This window comes from Biomaibacter sp. TOL (assembly GCF_059717795.1).
Window position 1 is genome coordinate 2,325,315 of sequence record NZ_AP046092.1, and the last position, 23,639, is coordinate 2,348,953.

Below are 23,639 nucleotides of genomic sequence, written 5' to 3' on the forward strand. Positions count from 1 at the left end.
AAAGCTCCTATCTTTTGGTAGGAGCTTTTTGATTGTACCTCAGAATCAAATCGGAAGAGGTAATTATATCTGATAGTATCAATGCATCACATTTCTCTTATCCTGCTTAAAAACGGTCTTTTTGTCACGGCGAGCCACAGCCATCCGCATAGTATTCCGAATATGATGTTTACTGCACCGACGATCTGCACAAGATTACCCGGAACAAATGACACTATAACCATTCCTACGCTTCCCATCACCGTTGCAAATGAACTCATAAGCGACGATGCCGATCCAGTATCTTTTTTCTGTTGTTCCAGCATGAGGAATGTACTCGGCGGCCGGGTGCAACTAGTCGCAATAGTCGCAGGAATCAGCATGATAGCGAATACTTGTGGTCCTGAGCTTCCCAGCGCATATACCAGAATTCCGCTCAATATTATAACTGTAAAACAGACGTTAATGATAGAAAATCTTTTGAATCGAGCTGAAAGCTTCAGGTAGATCAGCGGGCCTGCCAGCATACCTGCGGCATTAAAGGCAAAGTAATAGCTGTAAACCTGGCTGCTCAACATAAAAGTATCCTGATAAATGTAAGAAGATGAGGATATGAATGCCATAGAAGTTATACTCAACATAGAAAAAATGATAAGCAGGGAGGTGAATCCGGGATTTTTGAGAACCACCCCAAGACGCCCGATGGTATGCATGACGCTGCCGTTGCTCCTTGCCTCCAGCGTTTCTTGAAAAGCTACAGCACCGACGAAGGTTACAACGCCTAAAATCGCTTGAGTGACAAAGACTCCTCTCCATGATGTAATTTTCAGTAAAAGAGCGCCTATAACCGGCGCCACGGCAGGACAGATAACGACCATTGACTGTACCAGTGCCAGTATTGATTCGCGTTTCCTGCCCTCGTACATATCCTTTACAATAGCCGTGGCCAAAACACTGGCGACGCTTCCACCTGTAGCCTGCAAAATTCTAAAAAAAATCAGTTGGTATACGTTTAAAGAAATGGAGCACAAAACACTTGCAATAACGTAGCCGGTAAGGCCAATAAGCAAAACGGGCCTGCGTCCGTATTTATCGCTCAACGGCCCCCATATTAGAGTTCCGAGACTGAAAAATACAAAAAACAGGATCAGAGTAAGATTTGTCAGATAATTTTGCGTTTGAAAATACTTTGTCATGGTTGGCAAAGCAGGGAGATAAAGGTCGGTAGACAAAGGCACAAAAGCACTTAACAGCGCCAGAAATATTATCATACCTTTATTACCCAGGTATTTCTGTCTTATCATTATGTTCGATGAATAATTGGTTTCGTTGTTCATTTTTATCAACACTGCACTTTAGAAAATGAGTTGATTGATTTAGCAGATAGCCCGGATCATTTTCGTCAAAAGCCATTTTCATCATCCAAATATGTTTATTATTATACTAACTATGAACATGATAATCAAGTATTATGTATCAGCTGATGCAATAAAAAATGATAATTTAATTCCTTTTTATTGGACAATGTGCATTATATTTTATATATTTGGAAAGGCATACAGATTCGGATGTATATATGTTGTGCCTTGAAAACCGGCTTTTTAAATCAAAGGCTTTATGCTATAATATAGACACGTTAATATCGAAATTATGTTGATACAGTTGCAGTGCTGTTAAAAAATTAATTATTTTCAATTTAATAAATATTAATAAATATTGAGACAGGAGGAGCGTCATTTGAATCTGTACTATGGCAAGAAAATCCTGATCGTGGAAGACAGCAGGCTAAATGCGAAAATAACGGCGGACATATTGAGTAAAAACGGTTACACTACTGATATGGCCCGTTCCGGAGAAGAGGCTCTGGAAAAACTCCGCGGCAGCCAGCGGCCTGATCTCATCTTAATGGACATAGAGCTTGGGAAGGGAATGGACGGGATAGAAGCGGCACAAAAGATTCAAAGTATTGGAGATATTCCCGTGGTTTTTCTTACGGCAAACGCCAGCAGAGAAATAATGGAAAAAATATGTTCCGTAACTGCTTACGGGTACGTGATAAAAAATTCCGACAAATATGCACTGCTGTCGGCGGTGGAAATGGCGTTGAAACTCCATGAGGCAAACGCGCGGGTAAAGCGGAGCGAGGAGCTTTTCCGCCGGATGTTTGAAGCGCACGAAGTGGTCATGCTTTTGGTTGAACCGGAATCGGGCCGCATAGTGGAGGCGAATGAAGCCGCCTGCCGCTTTTACGGCTATCCGAAGGACAGGCTTTTGAAGATGAGCATGGACGAGATCAATGTCACTTATGGCATGGACATTGCGCAAAAATACAGAGAAGCTCTTGAAAGAAGCTGCAGTCCGTGCATTTGCGTCCACCGCCTGTCAGACGGACGGGAGAGGTTTGTGGAAGTCTATTCGGCGGTCATCAATTGTAACCAGGGGACTCTGCTCGATTTAATCGTCTTTGACATTACCGAGCGGATTCAGACTGAAGAAGAAATAAGGTTTTACAGGCATCTGGTAGAAAACTCATTGATTGAGATATATGTTTTCCACCCCGAAACCTTCAAATTCATTACTGTCAACCGCAGCGCCAGAGAAAACCTGGGATATACCCTGGAAGAGCTGACCGAGATGACACCTCTTGACATAAAGTTTTCCTTTGACATGAACAGCTTCAGAAAATTTCTCGCACCTCTGGATGCAGGGGTACAGGAGAAGATAATATTCGATACATTTCACCGCCGAAAGGACGGTTCCACCTACCCGGCGGAGATCCACCTGCAGCTTATAGAATACATGGGAGAAAAAGTTTATATGGCACTTGTCATAGATATAACGGAGCGCAGAACCATGGAGATGGAACTTGCGAAAAAAGAGGCCACTTTAAGAGCGATAATGGAATCCGCCCGGGACGCCATAGTTATGATCGACGGGCGCGGTAAGGTAATTTTCTGGAACCCGGCGGCGGAACAGCTTTTTGGATACTCCCGGGAAGAGGTCATGGGGAAAGACCTGCATAAGTTTATTGCGCCTGCGGAAATGTACGAAGCATATAAAAAGTCGTTTGCAAGATATCAATCCGGTAAAGATGGAAGTTCTGCCGGGAAAATGCTGGAATTAAAAGCAATACACAAAGACGGGAGGACAATCGAAGTGGAACTTTCCCTTTCAAAAGTGAAAGTGGAAAATGAATGGCATTCTGTAGGAATTATGCGAGATATAAGCGAGCGTAAGAAGACGGAAGAACAGCTCTACCGGATGTCCATCACCGATCCCCTGACAAATGTTTACAATCGGCGCTTCTTCATGCAGATGCTGGAAAGAGAGATAGAGCGCACAAAGCGGTCCGGGCATTCCTTTTCTATCATTATGCTGGATCTTGATAGATTCAAGAGCGTAAACGACCGCTTTGGGCATGCCGCCGGTGATACGGTTTTAATTAGCGTGACGGAACTTATAAAAAGCAGGATACGCAAGTCGGATTGCCTTGCCCGCTGGGGCGGAGAGGAATTTATTATCCTTTTGCCCGAAACATCCATTGAAGATGCGGCAAATCTTGCCGATGAGTTGCGGCAGCTTTTGAGCGACATGGAATTGCCGGAGATAGGACATGTTACGGCCAGCTTCGGCGTGTCGGGCTTCAGATTATCGGACACCGTCGACACTATTATTATGCGGACAGACAGCATGTTGTATGAAGCAAAATCCGCAGGCAGGAACTGTGTCCGTTATACTCTCTGATTTAACAAAATTGTATTTATCTTTTATGCGTAATATTGTATAATCTTATCAAATACTTTTTATTGGGAGATGGCAGGATGGTAGGAAAGGTTGTTTGCAGGGCCTCGGGCCTTTTATTTTTAAGCGGAAAAATTAAGGCCGCCGCTTTTTGCCGGCCGGGAGGACTGTCTTCAGTTCGCATTGCTTGTACCATGAGAGGGGGGAAACCCTGTGCTGTGGTCGAAGGATGAGGCATTGCCGAGAAAAGAAATCGAAAGTATACAGCTTGAAAGATTGAAATACATCGTAAATTATGCTTACGAAAAAGTTCCATTTTACAGGCAGGCTTTTGACCGCATAAATCTTTCCCCCCGGGATATCAATTCTTTGAAAGACATCGAAAAAATACCCTTCACCACAAAGGATGATTTGCGAGACAATTATCCATATGGGATGTTTGCCGTACCGATGAAAGACGTGGTCCGCATCCACGCCTCCTCCGGCACCACCGGCAGGCCCACTGTGGTGGGGTACACCAGAAAGGACCTGGACACATGGTCGGAACTGGTGGCCCGTATAGCTTTCATGGCAGGGGCGCGCGAGCAGGATATCGCCCAGATTTCCTTCGGCTACGGGCTTTTTACAGGAGCCCTGGGGCTCCATTACGGCCTTGAAAGGATAGGAGCCGCGGTGGTCCCCGTTTCCAGCGGCAATACCGAAAGACAGATAAACCTTATGCGGGATTTTGGTTCCACGGTGCTGGTGAGCACCCCTTCTTACGCCATGTATATGGCGGAGGTGTCTGAAGAAATGGGGGTAAAGCGGGACGATATCCGCCTCAGGCTGGGACTTTTTGGAGCGGAAGGCTCCACAAAAGAGATGCGGAATGAAATAGAGAAACGATGGGGCATAACCGCCACGGAAAATTACGGTTTGAGCGAAATCATAGGTCCCGGAGTCTCAGGAGAGTGCGAGGAAAAAGACGGCATGCATATTGCCGAAGACCATTTTCTGGCGGAAATTATAGATCCTGAGACGGGACGCAAACTGGACTATGGGGAAAAAGGGGAGCTGGTCATAACAACCCTTACTAAGGAGGCTCTGCCTCTTTTGCGCTACAGGACCAGAGACATCACCAGTCTGAACCCGGAGCCCTGCCGCTGCGGCAGAACCCTGCTGAGGATGTCCAGGGTGGAAGGCCGGAGCGACGACATGCTCATCATCCGGGGGGTCAATGTGTTTCCTTCCCAGATAGAGAGCGTATTGATGAACATAAAGGGTGTAGGGCCGCATTATGAGATTGTGGTTACAAGAAAAGGATATCTGGATGAACTTACGGTAAATGTAGAACTTGTCGACGGAGAAATGCTGGACAAGTACCAGAGATTAGAAGAACTGAATGCTCAAATCCGCCACAAGCTTAAGACCGTGCTTCAGATTGACGCGAAGGTAAATCTCGTAGAGCCGAGAAGCCTTGCGAGATTTGAGGGCAAGGCCAGGCGGGTTAAGGACTTGCGGAAATAAGATAAAAGTAGAGGTGATTTACTTGAAGAAACTGCTGCTGGGCAATGAGGCCGTAGCCCTGGGGGCTTATGAGGCCGGAGTGAAAGTGGCATCAGCCTATCCCGGAACCCCCAGCACCGAAATAACCGAAAGCATATCCAAATATGACGGTATATATGCCGAATGGTCTCCCAACGAGAAGGTGGCTCTGGAAGTGGCCCTTGGGGCATCAATTGCGGGAGTGAGAGCCATGGTTTGCATGAAGCATGTGGGCCTGAATGTGGCGGCAGATCCGCTTTTTACATCTTCCTACACCGGGATAAACGGCGGGCTTGTAATAGTGGCGGCCGACGATCCCGGAATGCACAGCTCCCAGAATGAGCAGGACAGCAGGTTTTACGGCCGGGCCGCCCACATTCCCGTGCTGGAGCCCTCGAACAGCCAGGAAGCAAAAGATTTCACAAAATTTGCCTTTGAAATCAGCGAGAAATTCGATACTCCCGTCATGCTGAGGATGACCACCCGGGTCTCCCACTCCAGAAGCCTGGTGGAACTCGGCGAAAAGCTGGATTGTGGGCTTAAGAGTTATGTGAAGGACGTCGGCAAATACGTGATGATGCCCGCCATGGCTAGGGGCAGGAGGGCAGTATTGGTAGAAAGGGAAAAAAAACTTCAAGAATACGCAGAGAAAGCCGATATAAATAAAGTCGAGTACAACGACCGCTCCATCGGCATAATTGCTGCGGGAGGAGCATATAATTACGCAAAAGAAGCAGCTCCCGGCGCATCCTTTTTAAAACTGGGCATGGTATACCCGCTGCCGCAGGAATTAATAAAAAGTTTTGCCGAAAGCGTTGAAAGGCTTTTCGTGGTGGAAGAACTGGAAACATTTATCGAAGATTATATTAAAACTCTGGGCATAGAAGTCTTGGGAAAAGAGTATTTCCCCAAAATAGGAGAGCTTTCTTATGAAATAGTGGCACAGGGTTTGAAGGCGGCCGGAGTAAAAAGCGAAATTTTAAACCTCGCTTTTGAAGACCGCGTGGAGGTAAAAGCTTCCCGGATTCCTCCCAGGCCTCCGGCGCTCTGTCCCGGATGTCCGCACCGGGGAGTTTACCATGTGCTCAAAAAGCTGAACCTTACCGTTACCGGCGATATAGGATGCTATACGCTGGGAGCATTGCCGCCGCTTTCCTCCATGGATACCTGCATATGCATGGGGGCCAGCATCGGCAGTGCCCACGGCATGGAAAAAGCCCGGGGAAAAGACGCGTCAGGGAAAACCGTGGCAGTGATAGGGGATTCCACATTCATTCATTCGGGCATAACCGGCCTTATAGATGTGGTTTATAATAACGGCACCACAACAGTAATAATACTGGACAATTCCACCACGGGCATGACAGGTCACCAGGAGCATCCCGCCACCGGCTTCAATATAAAGGGAGAACCGGCATACAAGCTGGATTTGGAAAAACTGTGCGAAGCCGTCGGGGTAAAGCGCGTCAGGGTGGAAGACCCCTTTGACCTGGAGAAATTTGAAAAGGCCGTCCGGGAAGAGATTTCCTCTCGTGAACCCTCGGTTATCATCGCGCGCCGGCCATGCGCACTTTTAAAGAGGAATCGCTCAAAAAATCCGCCCTACTATGTAAATACCGATACCTGCATCGGATGCGGAGTATGTTTGGAGCTCGGGTGCCCGGCCATTACAAACAGAGATTATGTTTCCATCAATGAAACCATGTGTGCCGGATGCGGCCTCTGCGCCGCGGTGTGTCCCACAGAATCCATCGCAAGGGGTGATATGCGTGACTGACACAGCCATACTCATAGTGGGAGTTGGAGGCCAGGGGACTCTGCTTTCAAGCCGCATTCTGGGGGAAGTGGCGCTTTCCGGCGGCTTTGACGTAAAAGTTTCAGAGGTCCACGGAATGGCTCAAAGGGGCGGCAGCGTGGTGACCCATGTCAGATTCGGAGAAAGAGTGTATTCCCCTCTGGTAGGAGCCGGGCAGGCCGATTTCATACTGGCCTTTGAAAAGCTTGAGGCCTTAAGATGGGCGGGGTATTTGAAAAAAGGCGGCATGATTATCTCCAATACCCAGGAGATACCTCCAATTCCCGTGACGCTGGGATTTCAAAAATATCCGGAAGATATAGACGAGATTCTGTCAAGCACGGTGAGCACCTGCATGGTGGACGCCACAGGGATTGCATCGGATTGCGGAAGCCCGAGAGCGGTAAATGTGGTGCTTTTGGGGGTTTTGGCAAGAAGGCTGGACTTTGATCGAAAGCTCTGGCTGAAAGCAATAAGAGAAACCGTGCCACAAAAGACCGTTGAAATCAACATGGAAGCCTTCAGGAGAGGTTATGAATTACTTCAGGGGTGAGGGAATCTCGCCCTCCATATCGAAAAGGAGGTCGAAACATTGTACTGGAATAAGACCCGTGAATGCATGTCAAGAGAAGAACTCAGGTTTTATCAGCTTCATAAGCTGAAGGAAACGGTCGATAGGGTATATCACAATGTGGAAAGCTACAGGCATAAAATGCAACAAAGAGGCTTGCTGCCTGAAGACATAAAAAGCCTCGAGGATCTGAGGATACTCCCCTTCACCACCAAGCAGGATTTGAGGGATAATTACCCCACAGGCCTTTTTGCTTCACCATTGAGTGAAATCATAAGGATTCACGCATCTTCCGGCACCACCGGAAAGCCCACCGTGGTGGGGTACACCCGCAGGGACATATCCAACTGGGCGGAACTGGTGGCCCGTTGCCTGGTCATGGGTGGCGGCCGGAGGGATTCGGTGGTACAGGTGTCTTACGGTTACGGACTATTCACCGGCGGATTGGGTTTCCACTACGGTGCCGAAAAGCTGGGTGCCGTGGTTATCCCGACTTCCGGCGGAAACACGCGGCGTCAGGTGATGCTCATGAAGGATCTGAAAACGGAGATACTGGCCTGCACTCCATCCTATGCGCTGTATATCGCCGAAACCATGAAAGAGATGGGAATTGACCGAAGCGAACTTTCTTTGAAGACCGGCATATTCGGAGCAGAGCCCTGGACGGAGAATATGAGAAATGAAATCCAGGCAAAACTGGGCATAAAAGCCCTGGATATATACGGTTTGAGCGAAGTAATAGGTCCGGGGGTGGCCTGCGAATGCGGAGAGCAGAAGGGGCTGCATATCTTTGAGGATTACTTCATACCCGAAATCATCGATCCGGTTACTGAAGAACCGCTGCCGCCGGGAGAAAAGGGCGAACTCGTAATAACCACCATCGACAAAGAAGGGCTTCCTGTGATCCGGTACAGGACCAGGGATATCACTTCAATAAACTATGAACCGTGCGCCTGCGGCAGGACCCATGCCAGGATAGAAAAACTCCTGGGCAGGACCGACGACATGCTTATAATAAGGGGCGTAAATGTGTTCCCGTCCCAGATCGAAAGCGTGCTGATGGCCGCCGGCGAGACGGAGCCCCACTATCTGCTTATTGTGGATCGCGTGGATAACCTGGATTCCCTGGAAGTATGGGTGGAGGTATCGGAAAAGCTTTTTGCCGATGAAGTGAGAAAGCTGGAAGATGTCAGAAAGAAGATTGCTTCGGATATCTATACCACCCTGGGCATCAGTGTAAATGTAAAACTGGTGGAGCCCCATACCATTGAACGCAGCGAAGGCAAGGCAAAGAGAGTCATAGATAAAAGAAAAATGTAGTAGAATTCGGACTGGATTTGGGCAAAAATAAGCTCACCGGTGGAAACACAACAGAAAAATTATGGAATGGAGGGTTTGACATGTTCGTAAAGCAGATATCGGTGTTTCTTGAAAATAAGCCCGGAAGGCTTTCGGAAATCACCAGGGTTCTTTCGGAAAAAAACATAGACATAAGCGCCATATCCATAGCCGATACTACCCAGTTCGGCATTCTCCGCATGATAGTAAACAAACCGAAAGAAGCCGTTGATGCCATAAAAGAGGCGGGATTTCCGGTAAGCACCACCGATGTGCTGGCGGTGGAAGTAGCCGACAGGCCCGGAGGCTTGAACAGTGCCCTTCAGGTTCTGCGGCAGGCGGGGGTGAGTGTGGAGTATCTGTACTCATTTATAAAGCGCAATGAAGATAAAGCCCTCATATTATTTCGCGTGGAAGACCCCCAGAAGGCCGTAAAGGCTCTGGAATCGGCGGGGATAAAGCTGTATGGAAGCGATGAAATAGCTTCACTTTAAATTCCAATACTTTTTCCACACTTGCTTTATAATTTTCCCAAACCTGCCGGCTAAGATAAAAAAGGCCGGCAGGTTCAGTTCTAATTTGCTGGAATAATAAATTTAAATTCGGCGCCTTTTCCTTCTTCGCTTTCCACCCAAATCCTTCCACCATGGGTTTCCACCAGACTTCGTGCTATGGCAAGCCCCAATCCCATGCCGCCGGTGGCGCGGGAGCGGGACTTTTCCGCCCTGTAGAATCTGTCGAAAACGTGGGGAAGGTCTTCCTGCTTTATGCCGCATCCGGTGTCCTTTACCGAAAAAAGCACTCCGTCTTTCGAACTTTTCGCTGAAAGTTCTATCTTCCCCGACGCGGTGTGCCGAAGAGCGTTGGTAAGCAGGTTGGATATGACCTGCGTTATGCGCACTACATCCACCGAAATTTTCGGCAGATCAGGAGGGATGTCTACGATAAAGTCTATTCCTTTGAATTCGGCTTCTGTTTTAAAGTATGAAAATTTTTCTTTGAGCTCCACGGGAGATATTTCCTGCCGGTTCAGCTCTAGACTGCCGGCTTCCGCCCTGCTCAGGTCCGAAAGGTCTTTAACCAGGCGTGACATGCGGATTATTTCATCCTGCATGGACAGTATGACCTCGGGAGAAGGGGAAAGCACCCCGGCCTGTATGGATTCCAGCGTTCCCCTGAGTATGGAAAGAGGAGTCCGCAACTCGTGGGCCACATCGGCGGTGAGGTTTTTGCGCAGCTCCTCGCTTTTTTTAATGCTGTCGGCCATTTCATTAAAATCCGCCGTGAGCCTGCCCAGCTCGTCGTCGCCCGTGACGGGCAGGCGTATGTCCCTTTCACCCATGGTAAAAAGCCTTACCGTGTCGGAAAGCTTCTTGATGGGGCTCGTAAGCTGCCTGGAAATTAGAAACCCGGCCCCCAGAGCGATGACAAGCCCAAAAAATACCGCGAGAAAAGAATACCTGGATATGGTGCGGGAGAAAATGGCTTCAAGGTTTCTTTCATCGGGCCTCATCGGTGTCCACACGATAAGATACCCGATATGATACTTCTTGGAAAATATGGGAACCCTCATATCCCATAGCGATTTTGAAATGGGTGCCTTTTCATCGACATCCTCGGAAGAGGCTATGATATTTCCCGCGATATCAGTGACCGTAATCTGCCTCTGGATTATATCTGTCAATGGCTTCATGCCGCGGCCCCAGAAAAATCCCATGCCCATGGGAATTCTGCCGGTTCCCATCTGCCATTTATGGTTCTGCCTGAAAGCCTGTTCCCCTTCAACCCAGGATTTTACCCCTTCCCAACCGCTCTGATCATATATGTCTCCCAGTATTCTGCTGATTTCCCCGGCCTGCTCCATCCTGTTTTGCTTTATATAATCGTTGAATGCCTTTTCGGTAAGTATTAAAAGCAGAAAAATGGACAAGACGGCGGTAAGCAGCGCTGTTATAACCAGGGCGGCGGTTATGCGGTATCCGATGCCTTTTTTCCTCATGGCTTGCCTCCGATTTTATAACCCATGCCGTAAACGGTCTTTATGTAACGCGGGTTCGCCGGGTCGTCTTCAAGTTTTTTTCTGAGATTACTCATGTGTGTATCAAGGGACCTTTCATATCCTTCGTAATATTCCCCGAGGACCTCTTCCAGTATCTGGAGCCGGGAAAAAACCACGCCGGGGCTGCCCATAAGCATTGCAAGAATCTTGAACTCGGTTGGAGTGAGAGAAAGGGGTCTGCCGTCCAGATAGGCGGTTTTTTTCTTGAGGTCCAGCTTAAGCCCCAGGTATTCAAGGATGTCTTCCTTATCCTGGCCTGAATCCTGCTGCGATCCCTGCCTTTTGAGCCTCCGCAGCACAACCCGGATCCTGGCCGCCAGCTCCCTTAAACTGAAGGGCTTTGTTATATAGTCGTCGGCTCCCAGTTCCAGGCCCAGGATTTTGTCCACTTCTTCCGACTTTGCCGTGAGCATTATGACGGGCGTGTCCGATAAAGCGCATATCTTCCTGCATATATCATAGCCGCTGACTTCGGGCATCATGATATCCAGCACCACCAGATCGGGCTTTTCGGCACCAAAAAGCTCCAGCGCTTTTTTGCCGCTATCGGCGGTGATTACTTCAAAACCCTCGTTTTCCAGATAATTTTTTATTAAATTCAAGATTTTAATCTCATCATCCACCACTAAAATTTTGTATTTGCTCATAATGACTCTCCAGATAAAAAATTTACTAGCTCAAAACATTATTTGAGGCATTTTTCTGCTTTCATTTTGGTTTTTTTGAGGTTTACACCATCAGGCAAAATATTACACCTGCCTGTATTACCTAGAGTATAACACTGGTTTAGGAAAACTACAATAAAAATTATATAAAATTCATATAAAAATAAAAAAGGCGGCAGAGCCGCCCTGATATCCTGGTTAGAGATTCGCTCCGGAGCCGTAGCCGTTCATCATGCCCCGGCCGAAACCCCGGCCAAAGCCGCGGCCGAATCCTGCACCTTTGCCGAGGCCGTTTCCTCTCAGACTGTTCAGTTTGTCGAGTTGTTCCTGTGTAAGCACTTTATTTATTTCATCGATATTGTCCTGCCGGAGCTGAAGCATTTTTTCCCTGAGTTCGGAAAGTTCCTTCTGTTTTGCCTCAACGGCATCTTTATCGGGGGTCTTTTGCAGGTATAGGTTCTGGAGTTCCAGCATCTTCTTTGCCATATCATCCCTTAAAGCCTGCATTTTTTCAAATGATTGATTCAGAATATCCCTGATTTTTGCGTACTGCTCGTCGGAAAGGTCCAACTGAGCAAAGATTGAACCCTGGCCGTCGCTGTCGTATACCGCCTGGTATACCGCCCGACCCGGGAAAAGGCCGAAACCGCATCCAAATCCGCCGTATGTTGATGCAAACGCAACCGCACCCACACCCAGCACCAGAAGCACAACTGCCGCTGCTAAAAACGCTTTCTTAGACATTGTCATCACTCCTTATTAATTAAAGTCATAACCCTTTTCTGCATTATATTATAACAAGTAAATGTCAGGAATATTTTAGTAAAATCTCAAGAAAATCTTAAGATTAAATCAAACATATGCTCTGCAGAGAAAAATGTTGCGGAAAATGGAGATGAACTTGTCAAAATTGCAGATATGGCTTTACTTACATTTGGATTTTTTCCTGATTGAAGAAACTCCTGAGCGCAGTTTTTGCCAGTATAACCGAGATGACGCTGTCGAGAAAGTGATGGATCAGCGTGCCGATGCCCACCACCACAAAGGCTGTATACAGATTGAATCCGAAGGGCATGACTATCAGGGCTTCTCCCAGGGCGTGGACAGGGGCGGTCAATATCAAGGTTTTTTCAAAGGAAAGCCCCTTTCTGACGAGCATGGCTCCCACCAGTCCGAAGACCGCATGAACCGCGGCGCGGGCTGCTATGACCGGTCCCAACATGATGAGGAATCCCAGGGCAGAACACAGCCCCACCATTACCGCCACCGCCGGGCTTACCAGGAACGCCAGCATGGTGGGCACGTGGGATGCCAGGGTCGCAGAGAAGGGAGGTATGTAGATTTTGACGTAAGCGCCGAAGGAAATAGGGATGATAATGGAAAAAGCTGTAAGCAGAGCGCCGATGGAAAGATTTTTTGCAGTCATAAAGATCTTCCTTTCGCGAAGATTTACATTGGGGACACTCCTATGACTACCCTCAGACACATACCCCAGAAGAGGAGGGGTGTACCCTAACCTATTTTAATTCCAATTATACTGCATATACAGCTGTATAGTCAATAAAAATTTATTCCAGCAAAATTCCCTTTTCCCGCAGCGCCTGTTCAGCTTTTTTTATTGAATCGCCGTTTAGTGCTTCCACCGTATGGAGGTGCACCCCTTTCGTCAACATGGAAAGCAGTGCAGCATTGCTCTTTTCCACCTTTTTCATGAATTCCTCCACGTCGCCGGAATCCCGGAGCATTAAAATTCCGCGGAGCTCCCCATACAGAGGATGCTCCACTATCACATCTATTACCCTGCAGCCGCACTCCACGAATGTGAGGAGTTCCTCCCGGGTCTGCCGCTCATCGTGCCGGACTGCAATTTTTTTGGAGCAAAACTCGTACGGTTGGGTCATTATATACCCTAGGGATGTGGCGGTGATATCGTTTCCGGCAGCCCGGAGAATGGCGATATCCTGCACGATCACCTGGCGGGTGACCTTAAACAACCCGGCAAGCTCGCTGCCGGAAAGCGGCCTTTTTCCGGACTTCAGCAGTTCTATTATTTTTGCTCTTCTTTCCTCGGCGTTCATTTAAAATCCTCCCTGAAATTTGCTGTACTTTTTGCGGTATTGCGGCAACAAATTGCCATTCAGAAGCAAAACATTCCTTACCCGAATTATATCGACACCGATAGCGGCAGTCAAGTTTTTGCATGAAAAGAAGTATCCGGATGCGGAAAAACGCAGGGCTTCTTCGATAGCGTAACTCGACTGCAATTAAAAAGTATTTTATAATGTATATATAAACAAATATATCGCAAATCAAATTTCAGACAAAATTTAATAATTAACAAAATCTTTAAAAAGAGGGGACATTAATGGCTGATGGATTGCTGGAAGGCTTTTTTCAGGAAATCCTTGATGCTCTGGACGTCGGCATTCACATTGTGGATGCAGATGGGAATACGGTGTTTTACAATGCCGCCATGGGCAGGCTGGAAAGGCTGGACCCTGCAAATGTAATAGGAAAGAACCTTCTTGAGGTCTTCCCTTCCCTTAATCAGGAGACCAGCACGCTCCTTTACGTTTTGAAGACGGGCAAGACCATTATAGACCGGGTACAAACCTACTTTAATTTTAAGGGGCAAGAAATTACCACAATTAACACCACATATCCGCTGAAAAAGAGAAAAGAGGTCATGGGAGCGATTGAAATAGCAAAAGATATCACGATGCTGAAGGAATTATCCGAGAAAGTGGTCTTTTTACAAAACACCGAAAAAAATAAGCTGTCACGGGAAAAAGAATGCCACCCTTTCACCCGGTTTACCTTCGAAGATATTATCGGGAAAAGCTCTGAAATGAAAAAAGCCGTTTCGATGGCAAAAAAAGCCGCCCAAACCTCTTCTCAGGTTTTGATATACGGGGAAACCGGTACCGGCAAGGAGCTTTTCGCCCAGAGTATCCATAACGCTAGCGCGAGAAGGAATAGGGCGTTCATCGCCCAGAACTGTGCAGCACTTCCCGAAAGCCTTTTGGAAGGGATTTTGTTCGGAACGGTAAAAGGTGGTTTTACCGGCGCGATAGATCGTCCGGGTCTTTTCGAACAGGCCGACGGCGGCACCCTCCTTTTGGACGAGATCAATTCCATGGGGGTCAACCTCCAGGCAAAGCTCCTTCGAGTTCTCCAGGAAGGCGCTGTAAGGAGAGTGGGGGATATCCATATCATACCGGTAAATGTAAGAATAATAGCCACCGTCAATGAAGACCCGGTAGAGAGCATAAATAACGGTATAATTAGAAAAGACCTGTTTTACAGGCTGGGGGTAGTGTATATAAAAATACCGCCTCTTCGCGAAAGAAAAGAGGACATACCCGTGCTTGTACAGCATTTTATCAAAAAATTGAACGACAAACTGGGCAAAAATGTTGCGGGAGTTTCAAACCGGGTTATGAAAATGTTCATGGATTATGAATGGCCGGGGAACATCAGAGAAATGGAAAATGCTATTGAAGGTTCCATGAATATGATTGGTGATGAAAGTTATATAGATATAGAACACCTTCCTTTTTATATTTCGGAGCAATATAATCAAAACAGTGATTTGTATAAAGACTTAAAAAGTGAAAAGAGAGAAAAGGTCTTTTTTGACGATATTTCCCTAAATGACCATAGCTTAAACATCGGTGCCGTGGATGTCACGGATTCTCCACTGGACCGGGTAATAGACGGCATAGAGAGGGAGATTATACTCAAGACTTTAAAAGCATACAGCGGGAATATAACCAAAGCGGCTGAAAAATTGAGAATTAAACGCCAGACCCTGCAGTATAAAATGAAAAAATACGGGCTTACCATGTGATGGGCGATAAAGAAAATATTTGTATTGTATGAAGAAATACCGGGAGTTGGTGGAAGATGGTCTCTGCGAAGGAAAAACTAGAAGACATATTGAAGCTGGAAACCGTGAAGGATATTTTCGATACTCTGGAAGAGGGAGTCTTGATAGTCGACCGGGATTGCAGAATATTATTTTACAACAAGACGCTGTCTAATTTTGAGGGGCTGGACCCAAATTTTGTGGTTGAAAAAACCATATTTGAAGTATTTCCTTCCATTACACCTCAGGAGAGCACTCTTTTCCAGGTAATTAATACGGGCAAATCCGTCGTCGGCAGGTACCAGCAGTATTTCAACTGCAGGGGCAAACAGATAAAAACAGTGAACACCACTATTCCAATCACAAACGGAAGAGAGGTCATTGGCGCCGCGGAAATATCCCGAGATGTCTCCATGATAATAAATCTGACGGAAAAAGTGGCGGATTTGCAGCAAAAAACAAGCGGAACTTCAAAACATCAGAAAAAATATGCACGAAGGTACTCTTTTGACGACATTCTCGGCCACGATGAAAAAATTCGGAGAATAATAGATATGCTGAAAAAGGTATCGATGACATCCTCGTCCGTATTAATCTACGGAGAAACGGGGACAGGCAAGGAGTTGTTCGCTCAGAGCATCCACAGCGCAAGTCCCAGGCGGCATATGCCTTTTATTGCCCAGAATTGTGCGGCTATTCCGGAGAGCATCCTGGAAAGCCTGCTTTTTGGCAGCACCCGGGGAAGCTTTACCGGCGCTCTGGACAAACCTGGATTGTTCGAGCAGACGAACGGCGGCACAATGCTGCTAGATGAGATCAATAGCATGCCAGTATCCCTTCAATCAAAACTTCTGAGGGTGCTCCAGGAGGGGATGATAAGAAGGGTAGGAGGGTCGCAGGATATTCCTGTTGATGTAAGGATTATTGCCACTACCAACGAAAATCCAATAGAACTTACCAAGAGCGGAAAACTGCGGCAGGACCTTTTTTATAGATTGAGCGTTATTTATGTGGAAATACCTCCTCTGCGGGAAAGGCCCGATGACATAAGCGAGCTGGCGGAGTTTTTCATAAAAAAATATAATGAAAAATTCCACAGGAAAGTTAGCGGTATTAATTGTGAGGTTATGGATATTTTCCGAGGTTATTCCTGGCCGGGCAATGTCCGGGAACTGGAAAACGTGATCGAAGCCTTGATGAATTATGTGGATTATGGGGAAATCAAAAAGGAACACCTGCAATTTTTAAGCTTCGGCCCCTTCAAGAATTATTTAAACGAGCAGCATTATTCATCGGAAAATCCGGAGTTTAAAGGGATAATAAACGATTATCAGAAAAAAGTAATCCTTGATGTTTTAAGAAGTACCGGAGCCAATATTACCAAAGCCGCAAAAAAAATGGGAATAAAGCGGCAGCTTTTGCAATATTACATGAAGAAGTATAACATTAACAGAGAAGAAATCCTGAAAAGTTAAAATAAGGACTGGGTTAAAAATTCCCCAGCCCTTGATTCGTATTGCTATCGGAAATAGGCAAATAATGGCCAGATTTGCAAAGGCTTCCGCAATTGGTATATCATGGTTCACAAATCAGATAGTGATAGATAAAAACTTAATAGTTGAGTTTGTAAAGATTTATAAAAATATATTATTTAATTCTTTCTCTATATTAATAATTTCATTAATAAACCGGTTACGCTGTCGAATAAAACCGGTAATTGCAAATAAATACTGTTCTATAGATGTATTATCTTTGTTAAATCCAACGACTTTTTGGAAACCAGGAAAAAGTTTGGTCGGAAATGTATTGTCAAAATCATATTGACTGCAAGAGCTATACAAGAGGCGATTTAACTTTCCACCGACTGTTTTTATAACAAAATTAATCTTGATTTTTTCAGTAGTATGATTTATTAGTTTTAAAACTTTTTCTTCTAGTGAGGCTATAGCATTTAGTGCAGGTTGAAGGTCAAAGACAGTGTCTGTATGATTATCCAAGTCTTTAAGTATCTTTTTTATTCTGAAGAAATAGGCATGGAAATCTACAGGCATGCATTTAGGATAAGCTAACTTAAAAACTGTGGCAATGTTTAGCCGAGCATCTCGCATCAAAATATTTCGATCTATTTTATCTAACGTATCATATTCAGAATGCCACCACCATCCACCGCCCGAACCAGGGCAATTATATTTTTTATTTTCAGGTAATGGTTCATATTTATACATAATATGTATAGGTATGTCAACACCCCAGAATGATTGATCGGCACCACGTGGCAAATCTAAAAATAAATTAGGTTTTTTGCCTGTAAATTCTTTAATCAGATCTACTGTAAAATGAGTACCTTCCAACTGTGTCGTTCTTGGTAATACAACTAAACCATCCAATGATCCGGGTGAATCAATATTGAGATGAGCCATACAGTAGTCATGAAGATCTTGCCAAAAATTGTCACAAAACCATGTTGAGCCCGTGTAACGTCCATTAGAATGACCTGGCCACCACGCAATTTTAATACCGCGCTCTAGTTTTCCTGCAAAAACAGAAAAAATACGTGCCATTTCTAAGCAAACAGCATTCCCTGTTGCATTATCGGTAATGCCTTCATGCCAAGAATCATAATGACTAGAAACTAAAACATACTCTTTTGTTTTACCAGGTATCAAGGCAACAGGAAGAGTGACCCTGGCTACCTGGTTTTCTATCCAGGAACGGATGGTAACCTTTACGGTTTCATGTTCGACCTTTTCAATGAGTTTAAGTCCATCATCTTTTCGGATTCCTATCACTGGTATGGCTGGAATCCATTCTGCATTTTCTAAAGTTGGGGTTCCCCAAACCGGCCCCACTGTTTCTTCATGGATCACATTTTCTCCTGTTGGCCAGATATGGATTAATCCTAAGGCACCATAGGATTCAATCTTTTTCACATAATCCTCAGTGAAATTCCAACTTAGTACAATTTTACCCATAAACTTCGCATACCATTCGCGCTCTTCTTTTCCATTTAATTGTTTACCTAGGCTATAATTGTCATATATTACTTCACCCGTTATGCCGTTTGGACAGTTTAAACTATGTGAACGGGGTTTAGATGAAATGTGTATATCTGGATTCCCCAGGATTATTACTTGACTTTTAATCGGATTACTAAAATAACCATCAAATTCATATCGTTCGCATTCGATACCATAAGACTTAAGCTTATTTATAATGTAATCTGCAGCTAGTTCACAATCCGGCGTTCCACTCAAACGATGCCAATGACTAAATTGAACCAAAAGTTCCTGCATATCATCAATTTTTACACTTGATATGAGATTTTGATATATTTCATCCATCAAAACTCATCGCTCCTTATTTATATTTAAAACACTTGATATTACATATGAGATATCATAGCTTTTTCCCGATTAAACTCTTCCCGGACTTCTGTTATAGCTTTTTCATTTACAATTAAATCCATTGAAGTCATAGCCAAGATTTTCGCACCTATAATCAGCGCATCATGAGCTTCTTTTGATTTTCCACGATCTAGCCAAGCTCGGCTATGTGAAGGTATTCCTTTTTCAACAAAGGGAACACGTATGCAAGCCCCTGGAACATAATACATAACAGAAGCAAAATCTGTTGAACCGGTTTTTTCTCGGGGAGCAGAAATTTCCTTTGCTCCTGCTAATTCTGCATTTTGCATTAATAAACGGTTTAAAGAAAGTACAGGAATTTTATTATGAAATTCAGCTATTTTTTTTATCTCGTACGTAGTTTCGGTCATTATTGCAGCACCTTCAAAAATTTTGATAATACGTGTTATTACTTGATCTAAATAAGGACGGTCATAAGAGCGCACTTCGATACGTGCTACTGCCTTTTCGGGTATGACGTTGACCATTTGACCACCATTTTCTATAATGCCGTGAATGCGTACATCGTCTCGGACATGCCCACGTAAGAAGGCAATTCCATTAAAGGCTAACATCAGGGCTTCAAGTGCACTACGTCCTTTTTCAGGTGCGATGGCTGAATGAGACGTTTTTCCGTGAAAAGTAACAATATATTCAGAAAGCGCCATAGACTTGATATCAGTTTGTGTAGAATCCCCACCGTGCATCATTAAAGCAACATCTAGTTGCTTAAAAGCACCATTTTCCAGCATGATGTTTTTTCCGCCTTCTGCTGTTTCTTCCGCTGGTGTCCCTATAACCTCTAAAGTAAAAGGATAATCTTGTATTTCCTTTTTGATTGCTATTGCCGCTCCAATAATGCTCGGTCCTTGTAAGTGATGAGCACATCCATGGCCAAAATTCGGAAGGGCATCATATTCACACAAAAGACCGATGCATGGCCCTCCATTTCCATTTTGGTAAAAAGCACGGAACGCAGTGGACAATCCTCCATATCCTATCTCCACTTCGAAACCATTTTTGTATAAGAATTCACTTAATAACTTAGATGCTTGAACTTCTTGATAACCAACTTCTGGATGATCAAAAATATAATCACTCATAACAATAAGGTCACTTTTTAAATCGTCTATAATTTTCATCAAATTCATTTTTCGCTTTTCTAGTTCTTTTTCTGTCATATTCTCTTCCTCCTTTGTTCAATTTGCCAATGTGAGGAAACCAGAACCAAATTAAAAGCTCTTGGTTCTGGTTTCTTTTATTGAATAATATAATCACTGATATCCTATCATATATGCAATAATTGAGAAAATAGCACCAACGATGAGCCAAATAAGCTCCAATGGCCAGAAAAATTTAAACCATCGTTCGTAAGGGATTTTGGCTACTGAAAGTGCGCCCATTGTAGCAGCAGAGGTGGGAAGAATAGAGTTTGTAAATCCATCGGGAAGTTGGAAAATCAATACTGCAGTCTGACGTGTAATTCCTAACAGATCTGACAAAGGAATCATAATCGGCATGGTAACTGTTGCCTGTCCTGAACTAGACCCGATAATTAGACTAATAATTGTCTGGATAACATACATACCCATGAGTTGCAAAGAAGGTGGTAAAACGTTGAGAGAAACAAATAGATTATTTACGATAGTATCGATAATTTTGGCATCTTGCATCACCACAAAAATGGCACGTGCTAAACCGATAATCAATGCCCCAAAGGTAATAGATCTTGCTCCTTCTACAAAAATACTCGCTACTTTGCTTGGACTATAACCGGCTGCAAAACCACTTAAAATACCCATTGTTAAAAAAGTAGCTGCCATTTCTTCAATCCACCAATTCTTTTCTCTAACACCCCAGATTAGAACAGAAAAACCTATCGTGACAATTACCAATATAAAATAGTGATATAACTTCAAATCCGGCAATTGCGTTTCTTTTCCATCAAACTCAGTTTTACAGTCAGTCAAATCTGCGACTACACTTTTGGATGGATTTATCTTAACCTTATTTGCATAATGCAAAATATATATGCTGGTTATAACAATCAATACAATTAATAAGATAAAACGAAGCCACATGCCAGAAAAAAGTGGAATTTGGGCAATGGTCTGTGCAATTCCGACTCCAAACGGATTCATTAAACCTGCTGTATAACCCACTCCGGCACCTAATACTACCATTGCTGTACCCGTTACGACGTCAAATCCTAGGGAACGTGCCATCATGATCCCAATAGGAACGAATACTAGTACTTCTGAGGACATACCCATTGTAAAGCCTCCAACAGAAAAGAGGCTTATGAAAATAGGAACAATCCAAGTTTCGCGACCGCGTAGAGTCAATGCTAAACGCCCTGTAAAAGCATTGATCATATTTGTATGGTTGATAATCTCAAATGCGCCGCCAACAACAAAGACGAAGAAAATAATATCTGCCGCGTCAAGCATTCCTTTGAATAACATTATAGGAATTTCCCATGGCATAATAGGTTTTGCTTCAACAGCATGATAACTATTGGGAACAATTAGCGTTTTGCCACTTGCTGCATCTTTTATGCGGTCAAATTCACCAGCTGGAATAAAATAAGTAAGTGCTACTGCAATAAAAACAAGAATTACAAGCAATACATATGTATGTGGTACCTTAAATAGTTTCTTAAAAAAATTAGTTTTTTGGTTTTTTTTAGAAATATTAGCCACATTAGCTTCCATTTTAATGCCTCCTATTACAGGTGATAAAATAATTATTTAATTGTTATACTTAAGTCAAAGATTCTTCATAACATAATATCACCTCCAAATTTTATGTGATAGATGAGATTTAGATTCGATACTCTTTTATGTTGCTTTAAATTAATAACATTGCAAAATATATGCCATATTACAAAAGTAAAGTAATTATATAATCTACAGTAGATGTTGTTAAGCTTGAAATGCCTTGATTATACTATTCTTAACTTTCTTGAATATATCGATTATCATTTTATTATTCATTAATGTTGGAATAACAGTAAAGAAATTTGACATATTTTAAGCTATATCTGCAAATATTATTTGCACTGCAGGTGAAAAATTTAGCATTTTTTGCATAAAAAATGCTAAAAGCACAACTGCTAAAATTATGCAAATATAATAATGATGAAAAACATCTGTTAAATAAGTTGAATAATAATAAAAGCGCCCCCTTTCGGGGCCGCATTTTTTTCAGGCATTATTTGAATTTCTTCAAGACATCGTATAAATCCGGTTTCCCAATCTCCTGCAAATCGTATTTCACTCTTACTACGGGCTTGTTTGGCCTGATGACGCGTGTAATATCGATGGGGGTGCCGGAAACTACAACATCACAGTCTATGCGATTGACGGTCTCTTCCAGTTCCCTCATCTGTTTTTCTCCGTAACCCATAGCGGGCAGGATTTTTTCCAGATGGGAGTACCGTCTGTAAGTCTCTTCTATGCTTCCCACGGCGAATACTCTGGCGTCGATGATTTCGCGCGCTCCGAACTTTCTGGCGGCGATGTAACCGGCTCCAAACCCCATGCCTCCATGGGTGAGGGTTGGGCCGTCTTCGATTACGAGCACTCGCCTGTCCCGGATCATCTCGGGATTCTCTACGGTAATAGGGGATGCAGCTTCTATGACAACGGCTTTGGGATTGGCCTTTTCGATGTTTTCCCTTATTTTCTGGACGTCTGCGGCATTGGCTGAATCAATCTTATTGATGACTATAACATCTGCCATCCTGAAATTTGTTTCTCCGGGATGATATGAAAGTTCGTGGTCTGGTCTTAAAGGATCTGCAAGCACGATGGCAAGGTCGGTGTGATAAAACGGGAAATCGTTGTTGCCGCCGTCCCATACGATGATATCGGCTTCTTTTTCTGCTTCCCTGAGTATTGTTTCATAATCGACTCCGGCGTATACGATGGTACCGTTGTCGATGTGGGGTTCATATTCTTCCCTTTCTTCTATGGTGCATTTGTGCCGGTCCAGGTCACCGTACGCGGCGAATCTCTGGCATATCTGCAGGCTAAGATCGCCGTAGGGCATGGGATGTCTTATAGCCGCCACTTTTTTGCCCATTTCCTTTAAGATTTTGCAAACTTTTCTGGTGGTCTGACTTTTGCCCACTCCAGTGCGGACGGCGCATACGGAAATCACGGGTTTTACAGATTTTATACTGGTGTTGGCGGGCCCCATCAGGCGAAAGTCTGCCCCGTTTGCCAGCACAATAGATGCTTTGTGCATAATATCCTTATGGGAAATGTCGCTGTAAGCAAAAATTGCTTGGCGCACATCGTATTTTTTAATGAGCTCCGGCAACTCCTCTTCAGCACAGATGGGTATACCATCCGGATAAAGTTTTCCCGAAAGCACCGCCGGGTATTTCCTGCCTTCAATGTTGGGTATCTGGGTGGCGGTGAAGGCGACCACTTCATAGTTTTCGTTGTCCCTGAAATAGGTATTGAATACGTGAAAATCCCTCCCCGCGGCTCCCATTATGATGGTGCGTATTCTCATAAGCATACCTCCCATATGATATGATTATTGGTGTGATGCTGTTATATTATTGCAAGACATATACCAGTCCAAAAAGCCGGTAAAAGACCGGAAAAAAGTTGTTCCGGCGCAAAATTAGTTTGCACGTTACACAGAAATCAAATCTTTTTTCCCTATTGGCATAAAGTTTGC

General features: G+C 44.5%; 18 protein-coding genes. 8 read left to right on the forward strand and 10 right to left on the reverse strand.

Annotated elements, in window-relative coordinates; all coding sequences use genetic code 11:
• Positions 1 to 86: 86 nt before the first annotated feature.
• Positions 87 to 1,316, reverse strand: coding sequence for a multidrug effflux MFS transporter (locus tag AC6I1H_RS11545; protein WP_497737730.1), 1,230 nt, complete (start codon positions 1,314 to 1,316; stop codon positions 87 to 89).
• A 400-nt stretch (positions 1,317 to 1,716) separates the two neighbouring features.
• On the opposite strand from AC6I1H_RS11545, the gene AC6I1H_RS11550 reads away from it, so the two are divergent.
• The 6 genes from AC6I1H_RS11550 (at position 1,717) to AC6I1H_RS11575 (ending at position 9,442) form a co-directional block, all read left to right on the forward strand.
• Complete coding sequence (locus AC6I1H_RS11550; protein ID WP_497737731.1) at positions 1,717 to 3,723, forward strand: PAS domain S-box protein; 2,007 nt, start codon at positions 1,717 to 1,719, stop codon at positions 3,721 to 3,723.
• A gap of 210 nt (positions 3,724 to 3,933) precedes the next feature.
• Positions 3,934 to 5,226 carry a phenylacetate--CoA ligase family protein gene (locus AC6I1H_RS11555; RefSeq protein ID WP_497737732.1) on the forward strand — a complete coding sequence of 431 codons (1,293 nt, stop codon included), beginning with the start codon at positions 3,934 to 3,936 and terminating at the stop codon, positions 5,224 to 5,226.
• 22 nt (positions 5,227 to 5,248) lie between these two features.
• Positions 5,249 to 7,021 carry an indolepyruvate ferredoxin oxidoreductase subunit alpha gene (gene iorA, locus AC6I1H_RS11560; RefSeq protein WP_497737733.1) on the forward strand — a complete coding sequence of 591 codons (1,773 nt, stop codon included), beginning with the start codon at positions 5,249 to 5,251 and terminating at the stop codon, positions 7,019 to 7,021.
• Positions 7,014 to 7,592: an indolepyruvate oxidoreductase subunit beta gene (locus AC6I1H_RS11565; RefSeq protein WP_497737734.1), complete on the forward strand. Its 579-nt coding sequence runs from the start codon at positions 7,014 to 7,016 to the stop codon at positions 7,590 to 7,592. The genes iorA and AC6I1H_RS11565 overlap by 8 nt, the downstream gene beginning before the upstream one ends.
• A gap of 39 nt (positions 7,593 to 7,631) precedes the next feature.
• Positions 7,632 to 8,930 (forward strand): phenylacetate--CoA ligase family protein, encoded by a 1,299-nt coding sequence (locus AC6I1H_RS11570; protein ID WP_497737735.1) that lies wholly within the window; start codon positions 7,632 to 7,634, stop codon positions 8,928 to 8,930.
• An 80-nt stretch (positions 8,931 to 9,010) separates the two neighbouring features.
• Positions 9,011 to 9,442 carry an ACT domain-containing protein gene (locus tag AC6I1H_RS11575; protein ID WP_497737736.1) on the forward strand — a complete coding sequence of 144 codons (432 nt, stop codon included), beginning with the start codon at positions 9,011 to 9,013 and terminating at the stop codon, positions 9,440 to 9,442.
• Positions 9,443 to 9,522: 80 nt separating this feature from the next.
• On the opposite strand, the gene AC6I1H_RS11580 is transcribed toward AC6I1H_RS11575, so the two are convergent.
• From AC6I1H_RS11580 to AC6I1H_RS11600, 5 genes are all read right to left on the reverse strand, one after another.
• On the reverse strand, positions 9,523 to 10,947 hold the full coding sequence (locus tag AC6I1H_RS11580) for a sensor histidine kinase (protein WP_497737737.1): 1,425 nt from the start codon (positions 10,945 to 10,947) through the stop codon (positions 9,523 to 9,525).
• Positions 10,944 to 11,654, reverse strand: coding sequence for a response regulator transcription factor (locus tag AC6I1H_RS11585; RefSeq protein WP_497737738.1), 711 nt, complete (start codon positions 11,652 to 11,654; stop codon positions 10,944 to 10,946). Before AC6I1H_RS11585 ends, AC6I1H_RS11580 begins: the two co-directional genes overlap by 4 nt.
• Before the next feature lie 216 nt (positions 11,655 to 11,870).
• Positions 11,871 to 12,416 (reverse strand): Spy/CpxP family protein refolding chaperone, encoded by a 546-nt coding sequence (locus AC6I1H_RS11590; RefSeq protein WP_497737739.1) that lies wholly within the window; start codon positions 12,414 to 12,416, stop codon positions 11,871 to 11,873.
• 184 nt (positions 12,417 to 12,600) lie between these two features.
• Positions 12,601 to 13,098: an ECF transporter S component gene (locus tag AC6I1H_RS11595; protein ID WP_497737740.1), complete on the reverse strand. Its 498-nt coding sequence runs from the start codon at positions 13,096 to 13,098 to the stop codon at positions 12,601 to 12,603.
• Positions 13,099 to 13,240: 142 nt separating this feature from the next.
• Positions 13,241 to 13,750 carry a transcription repressor NadR gene (locus tag AC6I1H_RS11600; protein WP_497737741.1) on the reverse strand — a complete coding sequence of 170 codons (510 nt, stop codon included), beginning with the start codon at positions 13,748 to 13,750 and terminating at the stop codon, positions 13,241 to 13,243.
• Positions 13,751 to 14,037: 287 nt separating this feature from the next.
• Between AC6I1H_RS11600 and AC6I1H_RS11605 the strand changes: the two genes are divergently transcribed.
• Both AC6I1H_RS11605 and AC6I1H_RS11610 read left to right on the forward strand, forming a co-directional pair.
• Positions 14,038 to 15,522 carry a sigma-54 interaction domain-containing protein gene (locus tag AC6I1H_RS11605; protein WP_497737742.1) on the forward strand — a complete coding sequence of 495 codons (1,485 nt, stop codon included), beginning with the start codon at positions 14,038 to 14,040 and terminating at the stop codon, positions 15,520 to 15,522.
• A gap of 56 nt (positions 15,523 to 15,578) precedes the next feature.
• Positions 15,579 to 17,015 (forward strand): sigma-54 interaction domain-containing protein, encoded by a 1,437-nt coding sequence (locus AC6I1H_RS11610; protein WP_497737743.1) that lies wholly within the window; start codon positions 15,579 to 15,581, stop codon positions 17,013 to 17,015.
• A gap of 159 nt (positions 17,016 to 17,174) precedes the next feature.
• Here AC6I1H_RS11610 and AC6I1H_RS11615 read toward each other — a convergent pair whose 3' ends face one another.
• From AC6I1H_RS11615 to AC6I1H_RS11630, 4 genes are all read right to left on the reverse strand, one after another.
• Positions 17,175 to 18,881 (reverse strand): M28 family peptidase, encoded by a 1,707-nt coding sequence (locus tag AC6I1H_RS11615; RefSeq protein ID WP_497740774.1) that lies wholly within the window; start codon positions 18,879 to 18,881, stop codon positions 17,175 to 17,177.
• A 41-nt stretch (positions 18,882 to 18,922) separates the two neighbouring features.
• Positions 18,923 to 20,125, reverse strand: a complete 1,203-nt coding sequence (locus AC6I1H_RS11620; RefSeq protein WP_497737744.1) for a M20 family metallopeptidase — start codon at positions 20,123 to 20,125, stop codon at positions 18,923 to 18,925.
• Positions 20,126 to 20,218: 93 nt separating this feature from the next.
• On the reverse strand, positions 20,219 to 21,658 hold the full coding sequence (locus AC6I1H_RS11625; RefSeq protein ID WP_497737745.1) for a YfcC family protein: 1,440 nt from the start codon (positions 21,656 to 21,658) through the stop codon (positions 20,219 to 20,221).
• Between the two features lie 499 nt (positions 21,659 to 22,157).
• The gene (locus tag AC6I1H_RS11630) at positions 22,158 to 23,468 is read right to left on the reverse strand and encodes a cyclic 2,3-diphosphoglycerate synthase (RefSeq protein ID WP_497737746.1); all 1,311 of its coding nucleotides are present in this window, start codon (positions 23,466 to 23,468) and stop codon (positions 22,158 to 22,160) included.
• Positions 23,469 to 23,639: the final 171 nt, after the last annotated feature.

What these genes read in the sequence shown, in the direction of transcription:
- AC6I1H_RS11545 (WP_497737730.1), bottom strand. Translation starts at nt 1,316, where the DNA reads ATGAACAACGAAACCAATTATTCATCGAACATAATGATAAGACAGAAA.
- AC6I1H_RS11575 (WP_497737736.1), top strand. Translation starts at nt 9,011, where the DNA reads ATGTTCGTAAAGCAGATATCGGTGTTTCTTGAAAATAAGCCCGGAAGG.
- AC6I1H_RS11580 (WP_497737737.1), bottom strand. Translation starts at nt 10,947, where the DNA reads ATGAGGAAAAAAGGCATCGGATACCGCATAACCGCCGCCCTGGTTATA.
- AC6I1H_RS11585 (WP_497737738.1), bottom strand. Translation starts at nt 11,654, where the DNA reads ATGAGCAAATACAAAATTTTAGTGGTGGATGATGAGATTAAAATCTTG.
- AC6I1H_RS11590 (WP_497737739.1), bottom strand. Translation starts at nt 12,416, where the DNA reads ATGTCTAAGAAAGCGTTTTTAGCAGCGGCAGTTGTGCTTCTGGTGCTG.
- AC6I1H_RS11595 (WP_497737740.1), bottom strand. Translation starts at nt 13,098, where the DNA reads ATGACTGCAAAAAATCTTTCCATCGGCGCTCTGCTTACAGCTTTTTCC.
- AC6I1H_RS11600 (WP_497737741.1), bottom strand. Translation starts at nt 13,750, where the DNA reads ATGAACGCCGAGGAAAGAAGAGCAAAAATAATAGAACTGCTGAAGTCC.
- AC6I1H_RS11605 (WP_497737742.1), top strand. Translation starts at nt 14,038, where the DNA reads ATGGCTGATGGATTGCTGGAAGGCTTTTTTCAGGAAATCCTTGATGCT.
- AC6I1H_RS11610 (WP_497737743.1), top strand. Translation starts at nt 15,579, where the DNA reads ATGGTCTCTGCGAAGGAAAAACTAGAAGACATATTGAAGCTGGAAACC.
- AC6I1H_RS11615 (WP_497740774.1), bottom strand. Translation starts at nt 18,881, where the DNA reads ATGGATGAAATATATCAAAATCTCATATCAAGTGTAAAAATTGATGAT.
- AC6I1H_RS11620 (WP_497737744.1), bottom strand. Translation starts at nt 20,125, where the DNA reads ATGACAGAAAAAGAACTAGAAAAGCGAAAAATGAATTTGATGAAAATT.
- AC6I1H_RS11625 (WP_497737745.1), bottom strand. Translation starts at nt 21,658, where the DNA reads ATGGAAGCTAATGTGGCTAATATTTCTAAAAAAAACCAAAAAACTAAT.
- AC6I1H_RS11630 (WP_497737746.1), bottom strand. Translation starts at nt 23,468, where the DNA reads ATGAGAATACGCACCATCATAATGGGAGCCGCGGGGAGGGATTTTCAC.